This window comes from Nonomuraea sp. NPDC002799, from assembly GCF_053592075.1.
In genome coordinates this window covers 139,137-161,973 of sequence record NZ_JBSFVA010000017.1, presented here as the reverse complement: position 1 = coordinate 161,973, position 22,837 = coordinate 139,137, and the positions used below count along the sequence as shown (strand labels likewise).

23 protein-coding genes are annotated in these 22,837 nt (G+C 71.0%); 17 read left to right on the top strand and 6 right to left on the bottom strand.

The features are described 5' to 3' along the window. The first annotated feature begins 28 nt into the window (after positions 1-28). The gene (locus ACWD0F_RS28760; RefSeq protein ID WP_449880663.1) at positions 29-823 is read left to right on the top strand and encodes an SDR family NAD(P)-dependent oxidoreductase; all 795 of its coding nucleotides are present in this window, start codon (positions 29-31) and stop codon (positions 821-823) included. 208 nt (positions 824-1,031) lie between these two features. Beyond that, positions 1,032-2,258, top strand: coding sequence for a beta-ketoacyl-[acyl-carrier-protein] synthase family protein (locus ACWD0F_RS28755; RefSeq protein ID WP_449880661.1), 1,227 nt, complete (start codon positions 1,032-1,034; stop codon positions 2,256-2,258). A gap of 29 nt (positions 2,259-2,287) precedes the next feature. On the opposite strand, the gene ACWD0F_RS28750 is transcribed toward ACWD0F_RS28755, so the two are convergent. Together ACWD0F_RS28750 and ACWD0F_RS28745 are read right to left on the bottom strand one after the other, a co-directional pair. Further along, a complete protein-coding gene (locus tag ACWD0F_RS28750) occupies positions 2,288-3,430 on the bottom strand; it encodes a helix-turn-helix domain-containing protein (RefSeq protein ID WP_449880659.1) in 1,143 nt (380 codons plus the stop codon). Next, on the bottom strand, positions 3,423-4,235 hold the full coding sequence (locus ACWD0F_RS28745) for a hypothetical protein (protein WP_449880658.1): 813 nt from the start codon (positions 4,233-4,235) through the stop codon (positions 3,423-3,425). Before ACWD0F_RS28745 ends, ACWD0F_RS28750 begins: the two co-directional genes overlap by 8 nt. A 244-nt stretch (positions 4,236-4,479) precedes the next feature. On the opposite strand from ACWD0F_RS28745, the gene ACWD0F_RS28740 reads away from it, so the two are divergent. The 3 genes from ACWD0F_RS28740 to ACWD0F_RS28730 all read left to right on the top strand — a co-directional run bounded on the left by ACWD0F_RS28740 (position 4,480) and on the right by ACWD0F_RS28730 (position 6,265). Then, entirely contained in the window at positions 4,480-5,178 is a 699-nt protein-coding gene (locus tag ACWD0F_RS28740) for a GntR family transcriptional regulator (protein ID WP_449880656.1), read from the top strand. Between the two features lie 154 nt (positions 5,179-5,332). Continuing rightward, positions 5,333-5,989, top strand: a complete 657-nt coding sequence (locus ACWD0F_RS28735) for an HNH endonuclease family protein (protein ID WP_449880654.1) — start codon at positions 5,333-5,335, stop codon at positions 5,987-5,989. Next, positions 5,990-6,265: a hypothetical protein gene (locus ACWD0F_RS28730; RefSeq protein ID WP_449880653.1), complete on the top strand. Its 276-nt coding sequence runs from the start codon at positions 5,990-5,992 to the stop codon at positions 6,263-6,265. A 137-nt stretch (positions 6,266-6,402) separates the two neighbouring features. On the opposite strand, the gene ACWD0F_RS28725 is transcribed toward ACWD0F_RS28730, so the two are convergent. After that, positions 6,403-6,876 carry an SbtR family transcriptional regulator gene (locus ACWD0F_RS28725; RefSeq protein WP_449880652.1) on the bottom strand — a complete coding sequence of 158 codons (474 nt, stop codon included), beginning with the start codon at positions 6,874-6,876 and terminating at the stop codon, positions 6,403-6,405. A gap of 241 nt (positions 6,877-7,117) precedes the next feature. On the opposite strand from ACWD0F_RS28725, the gene ACWD0F_RS28720 reads away from it, so the two are divergent. Further along, positions 7,118-7,810 (top strand): rhodanese-like domain-containing protein, encoded by a 693-nt coding sequence (locus ACWD0F_RS28720; RefSeq protein WP_449880651.1) that lies wholly within the window; start codon positions 7,118-7,120, stop codon positions 7,808-7,810. Positions 7,811-7,837: 27 nt separating this feature from the next. Here the strand turns inward: ACWD0F_RS28720 and ACWD0F_RS28715 are convergent, their stop codons facing one another. Further along, positions 7,838-8,140, bottom strand: a complete 303-nt coding sequence (locus ACWD0F_RS28715; protein ID WP_449880649.1) for a Fe-S cluster assembly protein HesB — start codon at positions 8,138-8,140, stop codon at positions 7,838-7,840. A gap of 217 nt (positions 8,141-8,357) precedes the next feature. Here ACWD0F_RS28715 and ACWD0F_RS28710 point away from each other — a divergent pair, with 217 nt between their 5' ends. Next, a complete protein-coding gene (locus tag ACWD0F_RS28710) occupies positions 8,358-9,131 on the top strand; it encodes an enoyl-CoA hydratase/isomerase family protein (protein ID WP_449880647.1) in 774 nt (257 codons plus the stop codon). 49 nt (positions 9,132-9,180) lie between these two features. On the opposite strand, the gene ACWD0F_RS28705 is transcribed toward ACWD0F_RS28710, so the two are convergent. Further along, on the bottom strand, positions 9,181-10,047 hold the full coding sequence (locus ACWD0F_RS28705; protein ID WP_449880646.1) for a hypothetical protein: 867 nt from the start codon (positions 10,045-10,047) through the stop codon (positions 9,181-9,183). Positions 10,048-10,202: 155 nt separating this feature from the next. On the opposite strand from ACWD0F_RS28705, the gene ACWD0F_RS28700 reads away from it, so the two are divergent. The 10 genes from ACWD0F_RS28700 (at position 10,203) to ACWD0F_RS28655 (ending at position 22,268) form a co-directional block, all read left to right on the top strand. Then, positions 10,203-10,595, top strand: a complete 393-nt coding sequence (locus ACWD0F_RS28700; protein WP_449880644.1) for a hypothetical protein — start codon at positions 10,203-10,205, stop codon at positions 10,593-10,595. Then, positions 10,586-11,791, top strand: a complete 1,206-nt coding sequence (locus ACWD0F_RS28695) for a DUF6395 domain-containing protein (protein ID WP_449880642.1) — start codon at positions 10,586-10,588, stop codon at positions 11,789-11,791. The genes ACWD0F_RS28700 and ACWD0F_RS28695 overlap by 10 nt, the downstream gene beginning before the upstream one ends. 35 nt (positions 11,792-11,826) lie before the next feature. Continuing rightward, positions 11,827-12,669, top strand: a complete 843-nt coding sequence (locus tag ACWD0F_RS28690) for a M55 family metallopeptidase (RefSeq protein ID WP_449880640.1) — start codon at positions 11,827-11,829, stop codon at positions 12,667-12,669. 58 nt (positions 12,670-12,727) lie between these two features. After that, the gene (locus ACWD0F_RS28685; protein WP_449880638.1) at positions 12,728-14,278 is read left to right on the top strand and encodes a flavin monoamine oxidase family protein; all 1,551 of its coding nucleotides are present in this window, start codon (positions 12,728-12,730) and stop codon (positions 14,276-14,278) included. Positions 14,279-14,341: 63 nt separating this feature from the next. Next, on the top strand, positions 14,342-14,854 hold the full coding sequence (locus ACWD0F_RS28680) for a YbaK/EbsC family protein (RefSeq protein WP_449880636.1): 513 nt from the start codon (positions 14,342-14,344) through the stop codon (positions 14,852-14,854). A 132-nt stretch (positions 14,855-14,986) separates the two neighbouring features. Next, positions 14,987-17,125 (top strand): protein kinase domain-containing protein, encoded by a 2,139-nt coding sequence (locus tag ACWD0F_RS28675; protein WP_449880634.1) that lies wholly within the window; start codon positions 14,987-14,989, stop codon positions 17,123-17,125. Between the two features lie 16 nt (positions 17,126-17,141). Then, positions 17,142-19,022, top strand: coding sequence for a protein kinase domain-containing protein (locus tag ACWD0F_RS28670; RefSeq protein ID WP_449880632.1), 1,881 nt, complete (start codon positions 17,142-17,144; stop codon positions 19,020-19,022). 35 nt (positions 19,023-19,057) lie between these two features. Further along, a complete protein-coding gene (locus tag ACWD0F_RS28665) occupies positions 19,058-20,284 on the top strand; it encodes a serine/threonine-protein kinase (protein WP_449880630.1) in 1,227 nt (408 codons plus the stop codon). A 231-nt stretch (positions 20,285-20,515) separates the two neighbouring features. Beyond that, complete coding sequence (locus ACWD0F_RS28660; protein ID WP_449880628.1) at positions 20,516-21,295, top strand: electron transfer flavoprotein subunit beta/FixA family protein; 780 nt, start codon at positions 20,516-20,518, stop codon at positions 21,293-21,295. 19 nt (positions 21,296-21,314) lie between these two features. Then, positions 21,315-22,268, top strand: a complete 954-nt coding sequence (locus ACWD0F_RS28655; RefSeq protein WP_449880626.1) for an electron transfer flavoprotein subunit alpha/FixB family protein — start codon at positions 21,315-21,317, stop codon at positions 22,266-22,268. A gap of 45 nt (positions 22,269-22,313) precedes the next feature. Here the strand turns inward: ACWD0F_RS28655 and ACWD0F_RS28650 are convergent, their stop codons facing one another. Further along, positions 22,314-22,811: an HIT family protein gene (locus tag ACWD0F_RS28650; RefSeq protein ID WP_449880624.1), complete on the bottom strand. Its 498-nt coding sequence runs from the start codon at positions 22,809-22,811 to the stop codon at positions 22,314-22,316. Between the last annotated feature and the right edge of the window lie 26 nt (positions 22,812-22,837).

The window sequence follows — 22,837 nt, the reverse complement described above, 5'->3', positions numbered from 1 at the left end:
TTTCAATGGCCGCGTACGGGGATTCACTATGAAACTGGCAGGAACCACCGCATTGATCACCGGTGCCAGCGGAGGCATCGGCCAGGCGACCGCGCGCAGGCTGGCCCGGGAGGGTGTGCGCCTGGTGCTCAGCGGCCGGCGGGCCGACGTGCTGGCCGACCTGGCCGGCGAGCTGGACGCCCGCGCCATCACCGCCGACCTGACCCGCCGCGACGCGGTCATCGAGCTCATGAAGTGTTGCGGGCCCGTGGACATCCTGGTGGTCAGCGCCGGCCTCTCCTATCCGGCCGCGTTCGCCGACCACCACATCGACGAGATGGACGACTGCCTCGACGTCAACCTGCGGGCCCCCATGGTGCTGGCCCGGCTCGCGGCGGAGCAGATGATCGCGGGCGGTCGCGGCCATCTGGTCTTCATGTGCTCGATGACGGGCAAGACGCCCCTCGCCCGGACCACACTCGACAACGCCACCAAGCACGGCCTGCGCGGGTTCGCCCACGCGGCCAGGGCCGATCTGGCCCAGCACGGCATCGGCGTCTCGGTCATCTGCCCCGCCTTCGTGAGCGAGGCCGGCATGAGCGCGCGCTCGCCGGTCCCCCTGCCGAAGTGGTTGCGCACCCGCAGCCCCGAGCAGGTGGCCGACGCGGTCTGCCGGGCGATCAGGGCGAACATCGCGGAGACCGACGTCGCGGCCTTCCCCGTCCGGCTCGCGGGCATGATGGCGGGACTGTCGCCGGCCATGTGGGCCCGGGTGCGGCGCGCCGTCGGGGCCGACCGGCACGCCCAGGCGGTCGTCGACGGCATCGCGTCGCGCCCTCTCTAGCCCGCGCGATTTGATCAACTCCTTAACGGCGGTCGCCGCGTCACGAGTGATCACTTATCGCGTCATCGGTGACGCTAGGTGAAAAGGGCGCAAGGGAGGGATCAGAAGTGGGAGACGACGACATCTTGACGGTGCTGCGGGACCGCTGCGCGAGCATCCTGAGGGTGCACCCGAGCAGGCTCGCGCAGGCCCGTGGTCTGGCCGGTCGATGAGGTACCGCACGCGGGTCGCCGTGACGGGCATGGGAGTGCGGACCCCGGCCGGCGCCCATCCGAAGGAGTTGTGGAACGCGCTGCTGAGCGGCCGTTCCACCGCACGGCGGATCACCTCGTTCGACACCGAGGGGCTGGGCGTCGACTTCGCCTGCGAGATCGACGACCTGGACACCGAGGCGTACCTGACGCCCAAGGACGCGCACCGGCTCGACCGGGTGAGCCGGCTCGCGCTCTGCGCGGCCACCGACGCGCTGGCCGACGCCGGAGCCGTGCAGGCGGCCCCCGAGCGGCGGGCGGTCGTGACGGGCAGCGGCTTCGGCGGCACGCTGACGAACGAGGCCAGCCTGCTCGACGTCCGCCACCCCGGACGTGGCAACCCGGGCCCGCTGCACGTCCCGATGGTCATGCACAACGCGGCGGCCGCGGCGATCAGCATCCGCCACCAGGTCATGGGCCCCAGCCTGTCGGTGGCGACGGCGTGCGCCTCCGGCGCCCACGCCATCGGAGAGGGCGTGCGCCTGCTGCGTGACGGCTCGGCCGACCTGGTGATCGCCGGGGGAGCGGAGTCCTGCGTCACCCCGACGGTGTTGCTGGCCTTCCACCGGTGCCGGGCGCTGTCAGAGCGCACCGGCCAGCCGGAAGGTGCCAGCAGGCCGTTCGACCTGGACCGCGACGGGTTCGTGCTGGCCGAGGGCGCCGCGTTCCTCGTCCTGGAGGACATGGAGCACGCGCTGCGCCGCGACGCCCGCGTCTATGCGGAGCTCACCGGCTACGGCAGCTCCTCCGACGCCCACCATCTCACCGCGCCGCCCGAGGAGGGCGAGGGGGCCCACCGCTGCATGCGGGCGGCGCTGGCCGACGCCGGACTCGACGCGGCGGAGATCTCCCACGTCAACGCGCACGGCAGCAGCACGCAGCGCAACGACCTGAGCGAGGCCCAGGCGATCAAGAAGGTCTTCGGGCCGCTCAGAGTGCCGGTGACCTCCATCAAAGGCGTCACCGGCCACGCCATCGGCGCCGCCGGGGCGATCGAGGCGGTGGCCGCCGTCCTGGCGCTCAACGAGCTGATCATCCCGCCCACCGCCAACCTCGACACCCCGGATCCGCGGTGCGACATCAACGTCGTCAACCGGGTCCGCTCCATGTCTCCGGGTCCGGTGATGTCCAACTCGTTCGGCTTCGGCGGTCACAACGCCACCCTGATCTTCTCGCCGCTCTGACCAAGAAGCCATCGTGCCCAAGCGCGCCGTCACAGGACCAGTCTCAGCGCGGGCCGCTGGTCCGGCAGGCCGATCAGCTCGCGTACGCGGGTGATCGGCCAGGCCAGCTCCTGCGCCAGGGCGGCGGCGCTCAGGTCGCTCTCCCGGGTGGCCAGGTCGAAGGCGTGGGCCAGCAGGACGGGCTGCTCGCCGGGATAACCGGAGACCGGCTCGTTGGTGAAGCCCGGCTGGTCGCGCAGCGCGGCCAGCCGCTGGTAGGCCCGGCTCGCGGCGGAGTCGGAGATCAGCCCGGTCTCGCGGCAGCGGTAGAGCAGCGAGTCGACCGACACGCCCCAGGTGTGCCGCAGCTCGGCCAGCTTGCGCAGGTCGGCCCGGTGCGGGAGCTGCGGCAGGATGTTGTCGCGGGGCGTGAGGAACTCGGCGGCGAAGGCGTCGGCCTGGCGCTCCTGGTGGCTGTCGCCGGCCGCCGTGTCGCCGTGCAGGACGAGGTGGCCCAGCTCGTGGGCGGCGGTGAAGCGATGCCGGTAGATGTCGTCGAACCTGTTGGGCGTCAGCACCACGATCGGCCGGGGCAGGCTGGAGGTGGAGAAGGCGTCGACGGTGACCGCGTCGGGGTCGTGGCGCGGGAAGGCCACGACGATGCCGTGGGCCTCCATGCGACGCACCAGATGGCTGACCGGGCCGGTGCCCAGCCCCCAGTGGGCGCGCAGCGCGCGGGCCGCCCCCGCCGGGTCGCGCGGCAGGGCCGAATGCATCTCGCCGCCGGCGAAACCGGGCAGGTCGACGAGGGGGAGCTGGACGCGCTTCTCCAGGGCGTAGGTCAGCTCCCACACCTGCTCCACGAAGGCCACGGCCTTGGCGCGCTGGTAGGCGCGGGTCGAGCGCAGGCTGCGGAAATGGGCCATGGAGCCGTCGAGCTTGCCGTGCGGGCGGCCGGGCAGGAAGAACGCCATCGGCACGGCCAGCACCTCGGCCAGCAGCGGGACCAGGTCGGGGCGCGGGCGGGTGACACCCGATTCGTACTGGCCGACGGCGGCGGGGGAGACACCGAGGTGCTCGGCCACCTCCTTCTTCGTGAGCGCCGCCAGGTTGCGGGCCTGGGTGAGGCGGGTGGCGTCGAAGGCGTCGGCGACGGCCTGCGGGGTCAGCGCGCCCGGCGTGCGGCTATTCACCGCTCGCGGCTTCGCGCCTGATCGGCACCGCCCCGCCGGCCCGCCCCTCAACCGCCCCAGGCGCGTGCTGGTCGGCCTGTGCCGGCTCGCTCACCGGTGGGGCCAGTCGCTCGGCCGGGGTGCGCGCGTTGAGTGACGGTGACGGCACCGCGCCCTGGTCGAACGCGGCCGGCTGCGTCGCGCTCTCCCCGGCCGCCCCGGCCTCGGTGACCAGCGGTATCGCCTCGCACACGTGCCAGCGCAGGTTGCCGGTGCGATCCAGCAGCTCGGCCTCGCCCCACCAGGCGTCGAGCAGCCCCGCGTGCGCGTTGCAGGCATAGGCGATCAGCACCAGGCTCGTGTCCTCGGGCAGCCCGGCCAGCGCCTCGGCCACCGGCGCCGCCTGCGGCGCGACGTCGTGCAGTGCGAGCTGGCGCATGCGCGGCTCGGGCCCGAACCGGTTGAACAGCGCCTGCACCAGCGTCGACGGCTTGCCCTCGCCGATCCTGGCGCTCCCCACGCCCACCGAGCGGTCTCTGGCGTAGCGGAACGGGAACAGCAGCTTGCCGTCGAGCAGCACCAGCTCGTGCGGGGACCCGGCGGGCTTGATGGTCCGCACGTCGCCCACGTCTTTCAACGCCTCGGCCAGCGCCTCGAACTTGCGTGACATGAGGGTGAACCCGAACGGATGCGTGTGATCGGTCCGCGCCGCCGCCTGCGCGTCGCGGGCGTTGTCGAGCGCGATCGCCAGCGCCTCCGCGATCGCCTGTCTGATCGCCGGCACGCGCTGCCCGAACGTGTCACGGGCCCACTCGGACACCAGCATGCGCGACCTCCGGAACGCTTTGCCCAGCGGCTTCGGACAGCCGGAGCAGCTTCAGTTTCCAACATCATAGACCCGCCTGAGCTTCACGGAGCCACTCCGCCACGCCCGCCACCGAGGGCCGCCGGAGTGCCTCGGGACGATCCGGCGGACGTCTCGGGATAGCGGCGGAAACCGTACGAAATGCTGCTTTAAGGGAGACGAGTAGACTTGTCAGACGATGTCGCCGACTTCCGGGAGGCGCTTCATGGATGGCCAGACCAGCTTTCCCCTCGGACCGTCGTCACTGACGGACGCGCTCTACGAGTCGGTGCGCAAACGCATCGTCAACGGCGACATCGCCCCTGGTGAGAAGCTCACCGAGATCCGCATCGCCGGCGAGTACGGCGTCGCCAGGCCCACCGCCAAGGCCTGCCTGGAACGCCTCACCGCGCTCGGGTTGTTGCGCCGCGCCTCCCACAAGACCGGTGTCGTCCCGACGCTGGACGAGGACGAGATCCGCGACCTCTACTTCAGCCGCGAGACCGTCGAGCGAGCCGCGGTCGCCGCTCTGGCCCAGGCCGCGTCCGTGCCGCCTGACGCCGTACGCGCCCAGGCGGCGATGCGGGCGGCCGGCGACATGGAGTTCGCCGGTCAGGTGGAGGCCGACATCGCCTTCCACGCCGCGCTGGTCGCCGCCGTCGGGAGCAGCCGGCTGTCGCGCATGCACGAGGTGATCCTCGGCGAGGCGCACCTCACGCTGGGCCAGTTCAGGGCGCACCGCACCCTGAACGCGACGAGCGTGGCAGACGAACACGACGACATTCTCACGGCGATCGGCGACCGGGACCCGGAGCGGGCCCGGGAGTGCCTGACCCACCACCTGAGCCAGGCTCAGGTGCGCCTGGTCGGCCAGCTCCGCCGCGAACGATCGGAAGGGGTTTCGGCGCGGCCGCATGGACCGTGACCGGTTCGGCGACATCGCCGCGACCGTACTCGACCACTCCGCGCTGCTACGCGGCGTCAGCGCCAGGCAAGGGAAGCGCCAATTTCGTCACCATAAGTGGCAATGTGGAGTGGCGGCAATTACTCTGAGTAATCGCCGCTGTTAGTCGTTGGCCATGTTCAACTTGCGATCATGGCACTCCTATGCGGTGACCGCCCTGGCCCTTCTGGCCCTGGCTCCCTCCGCCGCAGCCGCCGTCCCCACCGAACTCCCGCCCCCGCTGTCCCCCCGGGCCGCCTACGAGCACCTGGCGGAGCTGGACATCGCCACCCCCCGCCCCATGGCGGGCTACAGCCGCTCCCGCTTCCCGCACTGGTCGCAGCAGGGCCAGGGCTGTGACACCCGTGAAACCGTGCTCGCCCGCGACGGCTCTGACGTCAAGCAGGACGCGCAGTGCCGGGCCATCTCGGGTGCCTGGCACAGCGTGTACGACGGCAAGGACTTCACCAGCGCGGCGCAGATCGACATCGACCACATGGTCCCGCTGGCCCAGGCGTGGCGTTCCGGCGCCGACGCCTGGACCGACGCCGAGCGCAGGGTGTTCGCCAACGACCTGGAGGGCCCGCAGCTCATCGCCGTCTCGGCCGCCTCCAACAGGTCCAAGGGCGACCAGTCGCCCGACCAGTGGCGCCCGCCGCTGCAGAGCTACTGGTGCACCTACAGCCGGGCCTGGATCGACATCAAGTCCCGCTACCAGCTCACCATCACCGAGCCCGAACGGGACGCGCTGGCCGACATGATGGCGACCTGCGGCCCGGAGGACGATGTGTAAGTGACCGTCGAACGCTACGAGAGCAGCGTCGTCGCGGGGCCCGGCGGGGTGATGACCGATGAGGTGGGCGTCATCACCGGCGAGGTCACCGTGCGGACCGAGATCGACGCGAGCCAGGTGACGGTCAGGATCCAGTACGTGGACGCGGACGAGTGGTACGAGGTCGAAGGCAGCCCCCTGGGACCGGCCGGCGACCCCGGGCCCGGACTGCACCAGGCGATCATCCATGCCGTTCGGGAGGGTTTGCCCGAGGGTCTGGTGAGCTTCGGCAGCTGATCCGTGGGCCCGGCCGCGGTGTGACCACGCCGTTGCCGGGCCCATGAAGGATCACCTGTGCGAAGACGCCTCCGCGGTCACCCATGAAGCACCGGATCAGCGCCTCCGCGGCCGCTTGCGACGCAAGTGCCTCGCGGTCACCCGTGGAAGCGCTCGATCAGCTCCTCGGTCGTCATCGCGGTTCCGGGCGGGGTAGGTGCGGGATGGGCGCGCATGCCGGCGAGCACCAGCCGCACCGCCCGCTCCCCGAGCTCGTCACTCACGCCTTCCGGCAGCGCGGGCAGGCCCCGGATGACCAGCCCCGCGACCCCCAGTACGTCGCCCGTCCCCACGTCCGGGCGTAGCGCCCCCTCCTCGTGGGCGGCGCGCACCATCTGGTCGAGGATCTCCAGCAGCCTGGGCCGGCTCCCGTCGAGGGAGATGAGCGGATCCAGCCGGAGCGCGGCGCAGCCTTCGACGAACCGGCTGAGCGCGTCCCAGGCCCAGGTCTCCTCCTTCCGCGCGGTCTCAGCCAGGCCGGCCATGCGCTCCACCGTGTCCACCGGCACTGTCTCGATGTTCGGCTCCTTGTCCCGTCGGGCGTCGGCCTTGGGGTCGCCAGGCGCGTGCATCGGTAAGCCGCCTCTCGTTGCTTATGTCTCTTCCTCCCTGCACCATATCCGCGGAAACCGGAGAGATTTAATCCGTTTCACGGTCGCGAAGCCGGAAAGTGCGGCTCCAGGGAGCAACCGGGGACTCCGGGGCACGTACCAGAAGCCGCCTGTGAAAGACCTTTCTGACCAGCTCGAACAGCGCCGCGCCCGGCGCGCCGGCGGCGTGAAACGAAGCCGCGTCTGAGGGTACGAGGAGGCCATGACGCACATCATCGACCGCGCGGCCGTCCAGGACCTGCTCGCCCACCGCCAGGCCCAGCTCGTCGAGGTCCTGCCGGAGCCGGAGTACACGTGGGCGCATCTGCCCCAAGCCGTGAACATCCCGCTCGGCGCCCTCGACCGGACCGCGGCCGAGACGCTCGACCCGGCCAGGCCCGTCATCGTCTACTGCCACGACTGGCTCTGTGACCTGAGCCCGCGCGCCGCCCGCCGCCTCGGACGCCTGGGCTTCGGCGAGGTGCACGACTACGGGCTGGGCAAGATGGACTGGCTCTCCGCCGACCTGCCCTTCGACGGGCACGCCGCGCTGGTGTCGCAGACCGTGCGCCGTGACCCGGTGATCGCCGGCCTGGAGGACCCGCTGGAGGGGCTGGCCGGACGCGTCATCGCCGACCCGGCCGGTCTCGCGGTCGTGGTCGACGATGACGGTGTCGTCCAGGGTGTCGTGGGCTCGCCCGAGCTCAAGGGCGCCGACCTCGGCGCCACCGCCGAGCGGGCCATGCGCGTCGGCGTGACCACCGTCCGGCCGAGCGAGCAGGTCGAGGCGCTGGTCACGCGCATGGAACGAGCCCACGTCGATCACGTCGTCGTCACCGGCGTGGACGGGACGCTGGTGGGCCTGTTCGGCCTCGGCGACGTGCGCGAGCCGCAAACCGGCCCCGATCTGGGCTGACCCGGGCCGGTCTGGGCCCGGCCGGCGTCAGCCGACGGCGCCGTTCCCGTTGGCCCGCCGGTCCAGGCGGAACACCGGCTGCCCGGGAGCCCCCTGGACGTCGAGCGACTTGTCGTCGAGGATCGGCACCGCCTCTTCCGCGACGAAGACGCGCACGTCCTCCTTCTGGACGACCTGGTCGCCGGCCTCGGGATTGCTCGTGAGCGCGAGCTCCAGCGTGCCTGCCTCGTCGGCCTTCGGCGAGATGCGCAGCCCCGCCTCGGCGGGCACGTCCTCCCCGACCATCAGATCGCGGATCGCCACCACGGCGTTCTCAGTCAAGGTCAGCACAACATTCTCCTCTGTCCGTCTTCGAAGCTTTTGTCATCGACTGTCCGTCATCGGAGACTTTCCGCTTACCTGGCGCCTCCGGCCCAAACACCGGAACGGTCGGTCAGGGTCGCTTCCGCGTGGCGGGGCGGCGGAACAAGGCCGGCAAAACCTTCGCGGGGGAGTCGGCCGACGAGGTGAGAGCCACCACGCGGTGACCGCCTGTTAGGTTCAGGCCATGGGTGAGTTCGTAAGCGTTGAGGTGGCCGACCAGATCGCCACGATCCGTCTTGACCGTCCGAAGATGAACGCACTCAACGGACAGGTCCAGCGGGAGATCGCCGAAGCGGCGCGGAGCGTGGACGCCGATCCGCAGGCGCAGGCGGTGATCGTGTACGGCGGCGAGAAGGTCTTCGCCGCCGGCGCCGACATCAAAGAGATGGCCGACATGTCCTATGCCGACATGGCCTCCCATTCCCGCACGCTCCAGGCCTGTTTCACCGCGGTCGCCCAGATCGGCAAGCCCGTCATCGCCGCCATCACCGGCTACGCCCTGGGCGGCGGTTGCGAGCTGGCCCTCTGCGCCGACTTCCGGGTCGCGGGCGAGTCGGCCAAGCTCGGCCAGCCCGAGATCCTGCTCGGCATCATCCCCGGCGCGGGCGGCACGCAGCGCCTGCCCCGGCTGATCGGCCCGGCGCGCGCCAAGGACCTGATCTTCACCGGCCGCCACGTCGCGGCCCCGGAGGCGCTGGCGATCGGCCTGGTGGACCGCGTGGTGCCCGACGGGCAGGTCTACACGGCCGCGCTGGAATGGGCCGCCACGTTCGCCGGCGGCGCCACGGTCGCGCTCCGCGCCGCCAAGCAGGCCGTGGACCAGGGGCTGGAGGTCGATCTCGACACCGGTCTTGAGATCGAGCGGCTGCAGTTCGCCGGCCTGTTCGCCACGGACGACGCCAAGATCGGCATGCGGGCTTTCGCCGAGAAGGCCAAGCCCAAGTTCACCGGCCGGTGAAAAGCTTTCGATGATCATCGGCCGGTGAAAAGCTCCTCGATGGTCGGTTTCACCGGCCGATGAAGAGCTCCTCGATGGTCAGCGCGGTCGCCGCCCGGCGCGCCCACTCGTCGAGCTGCGCCTGATCCACGCAGGACGTGATGGCCGAGAGCGCGTCGTCGGTGAGGGCGACCTTGCGGGCCTTGAGGACGGCCAGCACGGCGCGCGCCTTGCCTTCCGACAACCCGGCGGCGCGCCCCTTGGTGAAGTGCTCGCGGGCGAACGGGCTGTGGACGGGCCATCTGGCCGTCGACATGATCTCCTCCATGACCCGCCGGCCGTCGGCCGACGTCAGGTGGTAGGCGTATTCGAGGTATTGGGCGCCTTGGTCCTCGTCGACCTTGGTCAGCGCCTCCAGGAACGTCTCGACGACCTTCGGCTCGCGGCCGTGTGTCATGACCGACATGACGGCCAGCTCCAGGCAGTCGGCCGCCTGGCAGGGGTCGTTGAGCGGCCGGACCTGCTCGGGGCCGATGACCAGCGGGTGCAGCACGTAGCCCGGCAGGCTGGTGACGATGGGCTGCGCCGCCCAGCTCGCCACCCGGGGGTCGGAGGTGAGGACGAGCAGCAACACGGGACGGTTCAGCCGCAGCCAGAGCGCGGCGCCGCGCCGGGCCCAGGCCTGCCGGTCCTCCTCGCTCAGGGACTGCTGCATCTCCACGATGACGCCGTGCACCGGCTCGCACCGCCGCCCGACGGTGAAGAACGCGTCGTCCTCCCGGTAGACGATGGGAACGCCGCTCAGGTCCTTCGGCTCGATCTCGACGAGGGTGTCCGCCGGCAGGTCGATGTCGAACACGTCGCCCAGCAGCTCGACGGCGAGCGTCGGCCGGTTGACGAAGAGCGCGTTCAACGTGGCATGCGCGGAGGCGGGCATGTAGCGGAACGTTATCAGTCGCGTACAGGGCGTGTCGTCTCTTTGCAAAGTGACTGAGCCCTGGCCCAGGGCTCCTTCCTGAGGCTCTTATCCGAAGCGAACCATTCGAGAAGTGCGTCCATCCGGGATGGGGTTTGCCACTATGGTGGCGTTTCATGATGCGCGTCCTGGTTCCTGCCCGGCTCCGGATGGCCGTGCGTACATGGTTCGACTCCCGTTACATCTCCATCGCCGATCACCGTCAGGACATCAGGGACGCGCTCTGGGAGGTTCAGACGTTGCGGCGGGAGATGGCCACTCTCCAGGGTGAGGTGGAGCGGCTCAGGAACGCCCGTCCTCAGGCGGCCGGCAAGCCGGCCGACAAGGCGAAGATCGACGACACCCACCGGCTCGCCCAGGAGACGGCGAAGGCGCTGGACGGGGTGCTGCAGAACGAGGTCCTGTTCTGGCAGGCCATCGACGATCTGCGTGACCGGCTGCCCGCCCCCGCCCCCGCCGCTGTCCCCGCCTCTGGGCCGGTGAAGGAGGAGCCGCAGCCGTGCGCGTGACCTGGACCGGCGGGGATCTGGCCTTCCGGCTCGACCCCGAGGACGAGATCACCGGACGAGCCTCCGACGATCACCCCGTCAAGCTGGCCACCAACTCCTGCTCCATCGGCGGCGTCCCCGACGACGCCCATCCCGACCTCTACGCCCTCGCCGCGTGGACGGTCGTGGCCCCCTGGACCAGGAAGCGGATCGTCTTCGACCGGGCCATCTCGGCCGAGCTGGCCGCCGCACTCCACGACGGCTGGGGGATCGAGGCCGGCCCGGTGGGGGCCGAGGCCCGCCGGGCGGGCCGGACGCTGGCGATCTCGTACAGCGGCGGCGCGGACTCCGTGGCCGCGGCCGTCATCTACCCGCAGGCCCCGTTCGTGCATTTCCGGCGGGTCCCGCACAAGCGCATCCCCAACCGCTGGCCCCACTACCGCTCCGACGTGCTCGCCAAGCTGGCGGCGAAGACCGGCCGCGAGCTGACCACGGTCACCTCCGACCTGGAGTTCACCCTGGCCGAGCCCCGGCCCGGCTACCCGGAGCACCACGCCGTGGCCGCGGGCGCGCTGCTCAACGCCGACCGGCTCGGCCTCGGGGCCCTGGGGTTCGGCTACGAGCTCGGCTCGCGCTGGCTCGGCGGCGGGCGCTACCTGGGGCGCTACACCCCCGACAACGTCATGTGGTCGCCGCACGGCCTCTGGGGCAGGTTGTTCGCCACGGTCGGCGTGCACCTCGTCCTGCCCGTGGGTGGCGTGAGCGAGGCGACCACCATGCGCCTGGCCACGACCTCCGGCCTCAAGGAGCAGGTGCGCTGGTGCCTGCGCGGCACCGACGGGCCGTGCCGCGACTGTGCGAAGTGCCTGTACAAAGAGCTCATCCAGGCCGCCGTCGAGCGCCGGCCGCTCGACACGCCGATCACCGCCGACCGGTCGATCGCCCGCAAGTACCTCAAGAAGCCGCCCTACGGCGGCCAGGAGATGGTCCAGTACGGCCTGGCACGCGTCCCCGGGATCGAGAACACGCTGTTCGCCGGGGCGCTCGGCTACTTCGACCTCCGCGAGGAGTCCACGAGCTGGCTCGATCATTGCTACCCGAAGGCCATCGAGGAGATCCCGGCCCCCTGGCGGGACGAGGCGGCCGCGTTCATCGCGGCGAATGTCGGGTTCATGACCGAGGACGAGGTGCGGCGGGTGGAGACATGGGGCTCCTGACTGCCTGCCGGAATGTCAGTTGAGGAGTGGGACGCGTGAAGGTTTACCTGTCGGTGGACATGGAGGGCGTGACGGGGCTCACCGACCCCGAGGAGATGCACGCCGGCAAGCGCGGCTATGAGCGTGGTTGCGAGCTGATGACCGCCGACGCCAACGCCGCCGTCGAGGGCGCCTTCGACGCGGGGGCCGCCGGCGTGCTGGTCAACGACGCCCACGGCTCCACGAAGAACCTCCGGATCGACCTGCTGGACCCCCGGGCCAGCCTCATCCGGGGCCCCGGCAAGGCGCAGCGGATGGCGCAGGGGCTCGACGGGTCCTTCCAGGCCGCCTGTTTCGTCGGCTATCACGCTCGCGCGGGCGTGCCGGACGGCGTGCTGAACCACACCTGGATGGGCAAGGAGATCCAGAACGTCTACCTCAACGGCGAGCTGTGCGGCGAGACCCGGCTGGTGGCCGCGTGCGCGGGGTTCCACGGGGTGCCGGTCGTGGTGGTGACCGGGGACGAGGCCGTCGGCGCCGAGGCGCGCGAGCTGCTCGGGGACGTCGAGACGGTGGCGGTGAAGAAGGGCATCGACAAGTTCTCGGCCGAGCTGCTGCCGCCGAGCGTCGCCCAGGCGCGGATCCGTGAGGCCACGGCGCGGGCTCTGGGCCGGTTGAGCGACTTCACGCCTTATCGGCTGGCGGCGCCGTACACGCTCGGGGTGGAGTGGAACTCGACGGCCATCGCGGCGGCCGTGGCGCTGGTCCCGGGGGTGAAGTCCGTAGGAGCGCGGCACACGGAGTTCACGACCGACGACTTCACGCAGATCATGGCGCTGTTCGGCATCTTCGCCACCATCGGCGGCCAGATCGCCTGCGGCAGCGGTCCCTACGGCTGAGGTGTGAACGGAATTCACCGGCGTAGTTCATCGGAATCGTCTGTAGGGAGCGGGTGACGTGGAAGGCGCGGCGCTGACCCGGCGGGGGTTGCTCGTCGGGATCGGGGCGGCCGGTGGCGCGGGCGCCATGTACGCCGCCATGGGCGCCCTCGGCCTGGCCCCCTCCGAGCAGGACAAGGAGTTCGTGGCCCCCCGGCCGGGCGACTTCACCCTGCGTGGCAAGGGGTCGGCCAAGGTGGTGATCCTGGGCGCGGGCGTGGCCGGCCTGACGGCCGCGTACGAGCTGGGCAAGGCCGGCTACGACTGCACGCTGCTGGAGGCCAGGCCGCGGGCCGGCGGCCGGAACCTGACGTTGCGCGGCGGCGACCGCCTGACCGAGCTGAACGGCCCCGCGCAGGAGGTGACGTTCGGCGAGGGCGTCTACTTCAACGCGGGCCCCGGCCGGATCGCCCCGTGGATGGTCACCCTCGACTACTGCCGCGAGCTCGGCATCCCCATCGAGACGTTCATCAACAACAACGCCGCCGCCTACGTGCACACCAACGGCACGACGGTGCGGGCCAGGACAGCACGAGCCGACATTTACGGATATGTCGCAGAACTGCTGTCCAAAGCAACAAATGTCGGCGCGCTGGACAGGGCGGTCACCAAGGACGACCAGGAACGCCTGCTCGATTTCCTCCGACGGTTCGGCGACCTGGGGCCCAAGCTGCGCTACGACGGCTCCGACCGCCGCGGTTTCATGAAATATCCGGCGCTCGACACCGGCACCCCCGTCGCGCCCCCCGGCTCGCTGCACCAGATCCTCGCCGCCGGCACCGGCCGCGCCATCACCAACGACTTCGGCTACGAGCAGGCCACCCCCATGTTCCAGCCGGTCGGCGGCATGGACGCGATCGTCACCAAGCTGACGGAGGCCGTCGGCCAGGACCGGATCAAAACCGGCGCCAAGGTCACCAAGATCACGACCATGGACGACGGCGTCGAGGTCACCTGGAACGGCGGCAGCCTCAAAGCCGACTACTGCGTGGCCGCCCTCCCGCCCCACCTCCTCGCCAAGATCCCGCACAACCTCGGCGCCCAGGTCACCACCGCGCTGCGGACCCCGGTCCCGGCCGCCGCCGGCAAGATCGGCCTGGAGTACGGCAAGCGCTGGTGGGAGCTGGAGGACCGGATCTACGGCGGCGTCACCGAGACCGACCTCGACATCACCCACATCTGGTACCCCTCCTACGGCTACCACGCCGACCGCGGCGTCCTCGTCGGCTACTACAACACCGAGCAGAACGCCGAGCTGTACGGCGCCCTCACCCCCGAGGACCGGCGCCGCCGGGCCCTCACCCAGGGCAAGAAGATCCACGGCGACAAGTACCGCCAGAACCTGCTGTCCTCCGCCTCCATCGCCTGGGAACGCCAGGAGCACATCCAGGGAGCCTGGGTGCGCTGGCCGGCCTTTGATTCGTCCTTCACTCTTCTGCAACGCCCGGCCGGAAGGGTGTACTTCGCGGGCGACTGGCTCACCCATCTGATCGCTTGGCAGGCGGGGGCCATGGAGTCCGCTCGCGGCGCCGTCACCCTGCTGCACCAGCGCGTGCTGCAGTCCCCGTGACGTCGTCGGCACGCTGCTTCTGGAACCGTCGTAGGGTCCTGGAAGAGCGAATGAGGAGATGGGATGACGTTGCACTGGGTGCCCGCCACGGAGCGGATCGACCTGCTGGCTGATCCGGTGGCGCAAGCCGTACGGACCGTGGAGACCGCCGAGGTGGCCGAGATCGACCCCGATCTCTCCGACACGGTGGCGTTCTGCGAGAAGTACGGCGTGACGCTGGAGGAGTCGGCCAACTGCGTGGTCGTGGCGGCCAAGCGGGGCGGCGAGACGCGTTATGCCGCGTGCATGGTGCTCGCGGCGATGCGGATCGACGTGAACGGCGTGGTGCGCAAGCACCTCGACGCCCGCAAGGTGAGCTTCGCGCCGATGGCCGACGCGGTCGAGCTGACCGGGATGGAATACGGCGGCATCACCCCGATCGGCCTGCCCGACGACTGGCCGATCCTGGTGGACCCACGTGTGGCGGAGCAGTCGAGGGTGGTCATCGGGAGCGGCGTGCGCCGATCGAAGCTCGCTCTCCCGGGAGCCGCGCTGGCCGGGCTGAAGAGGGCAAAGGTGCTCTCGCTGACCGGCTGAGGGAAAATCGAAGCCGATTCGAGACCGTTGGATGGGAAACCGATGAGGCCGTTCTGGACGTTGTACGAGTGGGAATGTGGCCTCATGGTTCATCTCGTGGGCGGGGATTAAGCCGGTATGGTGCTTCATGCCATGAACGATGACCGACTAGGCCCTTACCGGCTGCTCAGGCGGCTCGGTGAAGGCGGGATGGGCGTTGTCCACCTCGCTGTCGACCCTCAGGGCCGGCAGGTGGCGGTCAAGGTCCTGCGCGGTGAAGTCGCCAGTGACGAGGTCGCCAGGCGGCGGCTTTCGCGCGAGGTCGAGACGATGCGCCGGGTCCGGAGCAAGTTCATCGCCGAGGTGCTCGACGCCGATGTGACAGGTCATCGTCCCTACATCGTCACCCGTTACGTGCCCGGCCGCCCCCTCGACGAGATCGTCAAGGACGACGGCCCGCTCGATCTGCCCGCGCTGGTCAGGCTCGCGCACGGGGTGGCGTCGGCGCTGGCCGTGGTCCACTCGGTGGGCGTCATCCACCGCGACCTCAAGCCGGGCAACGTGCTGATCCTCGACGGCGAGCCGGTCCTCATCGACTTCGGCATCGCGCAGGCGGTCGACGCGACCCGGCTGACGCAGACCGGCATGTTCATCGGCACGCCCGGCTACCTCGCGCCCGAGATCATCGAGGGCCAGGAGGCGGGGCCCGAGGTCGACATCCACGCGTGGGCGGGCACGCTGCTGTTCGCGTCCACGGGCCTGCCGCCGTTCGGCAAGGGCACGCTGGAGATGATCTTCTACAACATCACCGCGGGCAAGGCCGACGTCAGCGCCGCCCCGGCGACGTTGCAGCCGCTGCTCAAGGCGGCCTTCCAGCGCAACCCGGCCAAGCGCCCCAAGGCGCCGGACCTGGCCGAGAAGACCGCCAGGTTGTTGCCCCAGCCGCTGCCGGGCAGCGCGCCCGACGAGATCTCGACCGTGCCGCGGCCCGACTCCCAGCACTCGGTCGAGTTCGCCGGCCCGCCGCCGGGCGACGTCGCGCCGCCGCGGGTGCCGCCCCGGGTGGGCGACAAGCCGTCCTACGACGTCTCCACGCCGCCGGTGACCCCGAAGCGGCTGCTCGAAGGCCAGGACGTGCCGGCCGCGCCGCCGCCGCAGGACCAGCAGTACATCTCGCTCCTGCACAACCAGCCCGACCCGTGGCCGACCCGCAGGGTGACACCGGAGGAGCTGCGGCAGATCCAGCGCGAGGCCGGGGCCTCCCAGCCCTACCAGCAGCCGGTCAACAACCACGGCGGCTACCCGGCGCCGTCCGGCGAGGCCGACGTGCCCACCAGGCGCGTGCGCCCCGACTCGGCCGACTACAACAGGCTCAACCCGCCGCAGGACCAGGGCCGATACGCCCCGCACCAGGACCAGGGCCGCATCGGCACGGGCCCTGGCCAGGACGGTGCCGACTACGGCCGGCCAGGTCCGGGCCAGGACGGTGTCGACTACGGCCGGCCAGGTCCGGGCCAGGACGGGCTCGACTACGGCCGGCCAGGTCCGCCGGAGGTGCCCGACTACGCCAGGCAGGGCCCGAACCAGGTCCAGCCGCCGCCCTACATTCCGGCGCAGCCGCACTACCAGCCCGACCCGATGACCAAGCGGGAGCCGTACATCCCGTCCGTGGCTCCCGGCAAGGTGCTGCAGCGTTCCAAGGCCTACGGCGTGTCGAGCGGCATGCTGCTCGTCATCATGATCGTGGCGGCCGTGCGCGCGCCCGTGCTCGTGGCGATCGCGGCGGTGCCGTTCGCGATCCTGCTGCGCGCGGCCGACCTGGCCCAGCCGCAGCTCACGGCCCGCAGGGCCGTCGGGGCGGCGGCGCTCGACGTGTTCAGGGTGCTCGCCCATCCCAGGGCGCTGGCCAAGTCGGCGGGCATCACGCTCGCGCTCGTCCTGTACGCCCTCATCCTCGGCCTGCCGGTGACGCTGCTGCTCACCGTGGTGGCCAAGATGGCTCCGGGCAATGCCCTGGCCTGGGGCGCCGCGGTCGCGTTGTGGACCGTCTGCGCAGGTCCCGGAGTGGAGGGTCCCGGCAAACAAATGCGCAGAACGCTCTCATCGCTCGTACCCTCGAGAACAACGGCCATGGTGATGGCGGGAGTCCTCGCGGCGGGTGCCGCGCTCTCGCTGATCCTCGCCGTCGGCACGTTCGGGGACAAGCCGGAGGGGGAGGCCGTATGGGCTCCGCTGAACGTTCAGCCAGTGGTAGAGCAGCTAGACGCCCTGACGGAGAACACCGGGGGATGACTCGGGGAAGGTGGCGATGAGCACCCAAGCACCAGAGCGCCTCGGCCCATACCGCCTGGTCAGGAAGATCGGCGAGGGCGGCATGGGGGTCGTCCACCTCGGTCTCGACGGGGAGGGCCGCGAGGTCGCCATCAAGGTCCTGCATCCGCACGTGGCGGCGGACCTCAAGGCGCGCGACCGGCTGACCCGCGAGGTCGAGACCATGCGCCGGGTCCGCAGCCCGCACGTGGCCGAGGTCATCGACGCCGAGCTCGCAGGCGGCCAGCCCTACGTGGTGACGCGCTTCGCGCCGGGCCGCACGCTGGAGGAGACGGTCCTGTCCGAGGGCGCTCTTGAAGCGCGCGAGCTCATCAGGCTCGCCCAGGGGCTCTGCCAGGCGCTCGTGGCCATCCACGCGGCCGACGTGATCCACCGCGACTTCAAGCCGTCCAACGTCATGCTGGTCGACGGCGAGCCGCTGGTCATCGACTTCGGCATCGCCCACCTGGTGAACGCCACCAGGCTGACGCAGACGGGCATGTTCGTGGGGACGCCGGGCTATCTGGCGCCCGAGATCATCCGCGACTCGGAGATCACCCAGGCGGCCGACGTGCACGCGCTGGCCTCGACGGTGTTCTTCGCCGCGACCGGGGCGCCGCCGTTCGGCACGGGAACGTTCGAAGCGGTCTGCTTCAACATCATGGAGGGGCGGGCCCAGCTCGACCGGGCGCCCGCGTGGCTGCGCACCTGGCTCGGCCGGGCGCTGCAGGTCGATCCGTCGGCCCGGCCCGGCGCCCACGAGCTGCTGCGGACGGCCAGGGCGCTCGATCCGGCCGTGACGACGTTCAACGAGTTCGAGGGGCCCACGGGCACCAAGCGCATGGGCGACAACCGCACGCGGACCATGGACACCTACTCCGACCTGCTGCCGCCGGTCGAGTACGGCAGGTCGGCGCCGCCCGAGGCGCGGCCGGGCAAGAAGAAGCGCGGGCAGGAGCCGCCGCACCCCTACCGGGAGGAGCGGCCGCCACCCTACGTGCCGGCGCCGGCTTCGGCGCGGCCGCCCATGCCCCGTACCGACCAGCGCGTGGCCGGCTACCCGGCGCCGCCGTCCGCCGCGGCGTCGCAGGTGCGGCCCTACACGCCGCCGTCCACGGCCGGCTCGCAGGTGCGGCCCTACGCCCCGCCGCCCACGGCCGAGTCGCAGGTGCGGCCCTACGCCCCGCCGCGTCAGCACACGCCGCCGGGCGAGCGGCGCAGATACCTGTTCGGCAGCCAGCTCGTCGGCCTGCTGCTGCTGGTCACGCTGGTGGCGCTGACCGTCATGATGCCGGTCGTGATGGGCGCGGTCGCCGTCGCGCTGGCGCTGGTGCTGCGCATCGGCGAATACCTCTTCGGCGACCTGGTCAAGCGGCGCCAGGTGCGCGGGAGCAGCGCGGCCGATCCGCTGCTCGCCCTGGTCGGCACGCCGTGGGCGCTGGTGCGCTCCGCGCTCGTGACGGTGGTGCACGTGCCGCTGGCGCTGCTGTTCGGCGTCTGCGTGTGGGGCCTGCTGCACTGGGCCGGCGGGATGGGCGTCAACGAGGCCGCCTCCTACGGCGCGGGCGCGTTCGCCGGGGGTCTGTTCGTGCTGCCCGGCGGCGGCGCGCCGCGCAAGGCCGTCACCCGCACGCTCACCAGCGTGCTGCGCAGCCCGGGGGCGGCCCTGGTCGCGGTCGTCCTGGTGGGCACCGCGGCGCTGTTCGCGGTGATGTTCGCGCTGGGGCAGGACCCGGTGTGGTCGCCGTGGCGGGCGCCCACGTCGGTCATCGACGACCTGGCCAACGACGCCAGGCAGAGCACGATCGGTCTGATCACCGGGCTGATCGACAGCTTGCTCGAAGGGCTCGGGCTGGGCTTCCTGACTCCCTGGTCCTGAGTGTTCCCGCAGGCTCCGCGGGGGAGAGTAGAGGTATGAGCGAGCACCTCGGCCCATATGAGCTACTCTCCCGGCTCGGGTCGGGCGGGTTCGGCGAAGTGCACCTCGCGCTCGACCCCGAGGGGCGCACGGTCGCGGTCAAGGTCCTGCACCCGCACGTCACGGCCGACGCCGGCGCGCTGGCCCGGCTGGCCCGCGAGGTGGAGACCATGCGCCGGGTCGGCGGGCCGCACGTCGCCGAGGTCCTCGACGCCTCGCTGGCGGGCGACCGGCCCTACCTCGTGACCCGCTACGTCCAGGGCCTGCCGCTCAGCGCCGTCCCCACCCCGGTCACGGACCTGCGCCTGCTGGCGGGCGGGCTGGCCGACGCGCTGCTCGCCATGCACGAGTCCGGCGTGGTGCACCGCGACCTCAAGCCGGCCAACGTGATGATGACCGAGGGCGAGCCCGTGGTCATCGACTTCGGCATCGCCAGCGCGCTCGACTCGTTGTCGGTCACCGCCTCGGGCGCGGTGGTGGGCACGCCCGGCTACCTCGCCCCCGAGGTGCTCGAAGGCAAGCGGGTGGGCGCGGAGGCCGACGTCTTCTCCTTCGGGGCGACGCTGGCCTACGCGGCGACCGGGCGGCAGCCGTACGGGCAGGGGCCCGCCTCCGCCATCGCCTACCGGGTCGTGCACCACGCGCCCGACCTCGAAGGCGTGCCCGCGTGGCTGGAACCGCTGTTACGCGAGTGCCTGGCCGCCGATCCGGCCGCCCGGCCGACGGCCGCGCAACTCTGCGCCAGGCTCGGCGTCGCCCCGATCTCCCACGTACGTCAAATCTCCCACCGACCGGCCGCCGGCACGGCGGTGCGCCCCCGTCCCGCCGACGACATGAGCACCCGTGAGTGGCGGCCGGGTGCCGCCCATCACCGCAAGTCGGTGGAGGCGTCCAGGGCCAGGCACCGGGAGAAGGTGCGCAGGCGCTGGCTGATCGGCTCGGGGCTGTTCGTCTCGCTGCTGGCCGCCGCCGCCCGTGAGCCGCTGCCCGAGGTGGCGCTCTTCCTGCTGGCGGCTTACTCGCTGGGCGTGGTCGCCGACGCCGGAGTGGCGTTGTTCTCGCACAGTCCCTTCAAACGCAGCCGTATGATCATGGATCTGGTCGGCGTGGCAGGCTCGATCGGGCTCTGCTTCGGGCTGGCGGCGCTGTTCAGCACGGTGACCCTGGCGCTGTTCGCGGGTACGGCTCTGGTGGTGGGGATCGTGTTCCTGCTGTCCGCGTAAGCGACTACCGAATAAAGTTCGGTATGGTGGGGAACGATAGTGAACCGTACGAGCTGGTGGTTTGCGCGCAAGCTACTCATGGGTAACATGACGCGGAAGCCACGCACCATTTCTGCCGGGCACCCTCTGTCGGGGGCCCGGCGGGCACCTGGCAGTCTGGACAGCATGCATCCGGCGCCCACCGCAGCCAGGCGGTGGCGCACGTGAACTACGGGAGGTCGGCCACCGGCCATGAACATCGTCGTCTGCGTGAAGCAGGTCCCCGACACGGCGACCGAGCGCAAGCTGCGGTCCGATGACAACACGCTCGACCGCGACGCCGCTGACGGCGTGGTCAACGAGCTCGACGAGTACGCGGTCGAGGAGGCGCTGAAGCTCAAGGAAGCCCACGGCGGCGAGGTGACCGTCCTCACCATGGGTCCTGGCAGGGCCACCGAGACCATCCGCAAGGCACTGGCCATGGGCGCCGACAAGGCGGTCCACCTGAGCGATGACGCGCTGCACGGCTCCGACGCGCTGTCGACCTCGTACGCGATGGCTCAGGTGCTCAAGAAGATCGGGTTCGACCTGGTCATCCTGGGCTCGGAGTCCACCGACGCGCGCACCGGCGTCCTGGCCGCCATGCTGGCCGAGCGCCTGGGCACGGCCCAGCTCACGCTGGCCAACAAGGTCGACGTCGAGGGCAACGCGATCAAGGTGCAGCGGATCACCGACTACGGCTACGACAAGGTCGAGGCCACGCTGCCGGCCGTCGTGTCCGTGGTCGAGAAGATCAACGAGCCGCGCTACCCCTCCTTCAAGGGCATCATGGCGGCCAAGAAGAAGCCGGTCGAGACGCTCGCCATCGGCGACGCCTCCATCGACGCCGCCCAGGTGGGCCTGGCCGCGGCGTGGTCCGAGGTCGTCGACTTCGCCGCGGCGCCGCCGCGCGCGGCCGGCACGATCGTCAAGGACGAGGGCGACGGCGGCTCGAACGCCGCTGACTTCCTCGCGTCCAAGAAGTTCATCTGAGAACGGGGGTTTTGCTGATATGTCGGAGATTCTCGTTCTCGTGGAGCAGGTCGAAGGCGAGGTCAAGAAGGTCACCCTTGAGCTGCTGACCCTGGCCCGCTCCCTCGGCACGCCCGCCGCCGTCTGGGCCGGCCCCGGCATCACACCGGAGGCCAAGGCCAGGCTGGCCGAGTACGGCGCGGAGAAGATCTACGTCGCTCCGTCGAGTGACATCGTCGAGTACGTGGTCGCGCCCAAGGCCGAGCTGCTGGCCCAGCTCGTGGCCGACAAGTCGCCGGCCGCCGTGCTGGTGGCCGCGACGGCCGAGGGCAAGGAGGTCGCCGGACGCCTGGCGATCAAGACGGACTCCGGGGTCATCACCGACGCCGTGGGTCTGGCCGAAGGCTTCGTGGCCGGCCAGTCCATCTTCGGCGGCGGCGTCAACGTGCACTCGCGGGTGCGCAAGGGCACGCCGATCGTCGCCGTACGCCCCAACTCGACGCCTCCCGAGGCGGTCGCGGGCGCCGGGGCCGAGGAAGAGGTTTCGGTCACCCTGTCCGACGCCGCCAAGGCCACCCGGGTCGTGGAGCGAGTCAAGCAGGAGAAGGGCGCCAGGCCCGAGCTGACGGAGGCCGCCATCGTGGTCTCCGGCGGTCGCGGTGTCGGCTCCGCCGAGAACTTCTCCATCATCGAGGGCCTGGCAGACGCCCTCGGCGCGGCCGTGGGCGCCTCGCGCGCCGCCACGGACGCCGGGTGGTATCCGCACCAGTTCCAGGTGGGGCAGACGGGCAAGACGGTGTCGCCGCAGCTCTACATCGCGGCCGGCATCTCCGGGGCCATCCAGCACCGGGCGGGCATGCAGACGGCCAAGACGATCGTCGCGATCAACAAGGACGCCGAGGCGCCGATCTTCGAGCTGGCCGACTACGGCGTGGTGGGCGACCTGCACCAGGTCGTGCCGCAGCTCACCGAAGAGGTGCAGAAGCGTAAGTAGGCGGTTCACGGGGGACGGCGTCGCGGATCGCGGCGCCGTTTTCCGTCATGTCAGGGCTTGTCTGATACGGCCGGCCAGGTCCCTGGCCTGCTCCGGCGTCCACGCGATCAGCCCGTTCTCGGACATGAGCGCGTGGTACTGCTGCTTCGCGTAGGGGGTGCCCGGGGGGAGCGGGGCGATGTGCCAGTGCAGGTGGGAGTTGCCCTGCTGGCTGCCGAGGGAGAGAAGGTAGGTCCGCTCCGACGGCACGACCGCCTCCACGGCCAGCGCGACCTTCCTGACCACGCGCATGAGGGCGAGGTAGGCGGCCTCGTCCAGGTCGCGTACGGCATGCTCGACGTGCTGCTTCGGGCTGACCAGGAGGTAGCCGGGCAGGGTGGGGTAGCGGGCCAGGAAGGCCAGGTGGTCCTCGTCCTCGTAGACGATCTGCTCCAGGTCGTAGGCGGGGTCGCCGGCCACTATGGCGCAGATGAAGCAGGGGATCGTTTTCACGCGGGCCTCGTACGCCTGGACGTCGAAGGGGACGTTCCTTTCAAGATCCATTCCGCGATGATGCCACCCGGGCGTAC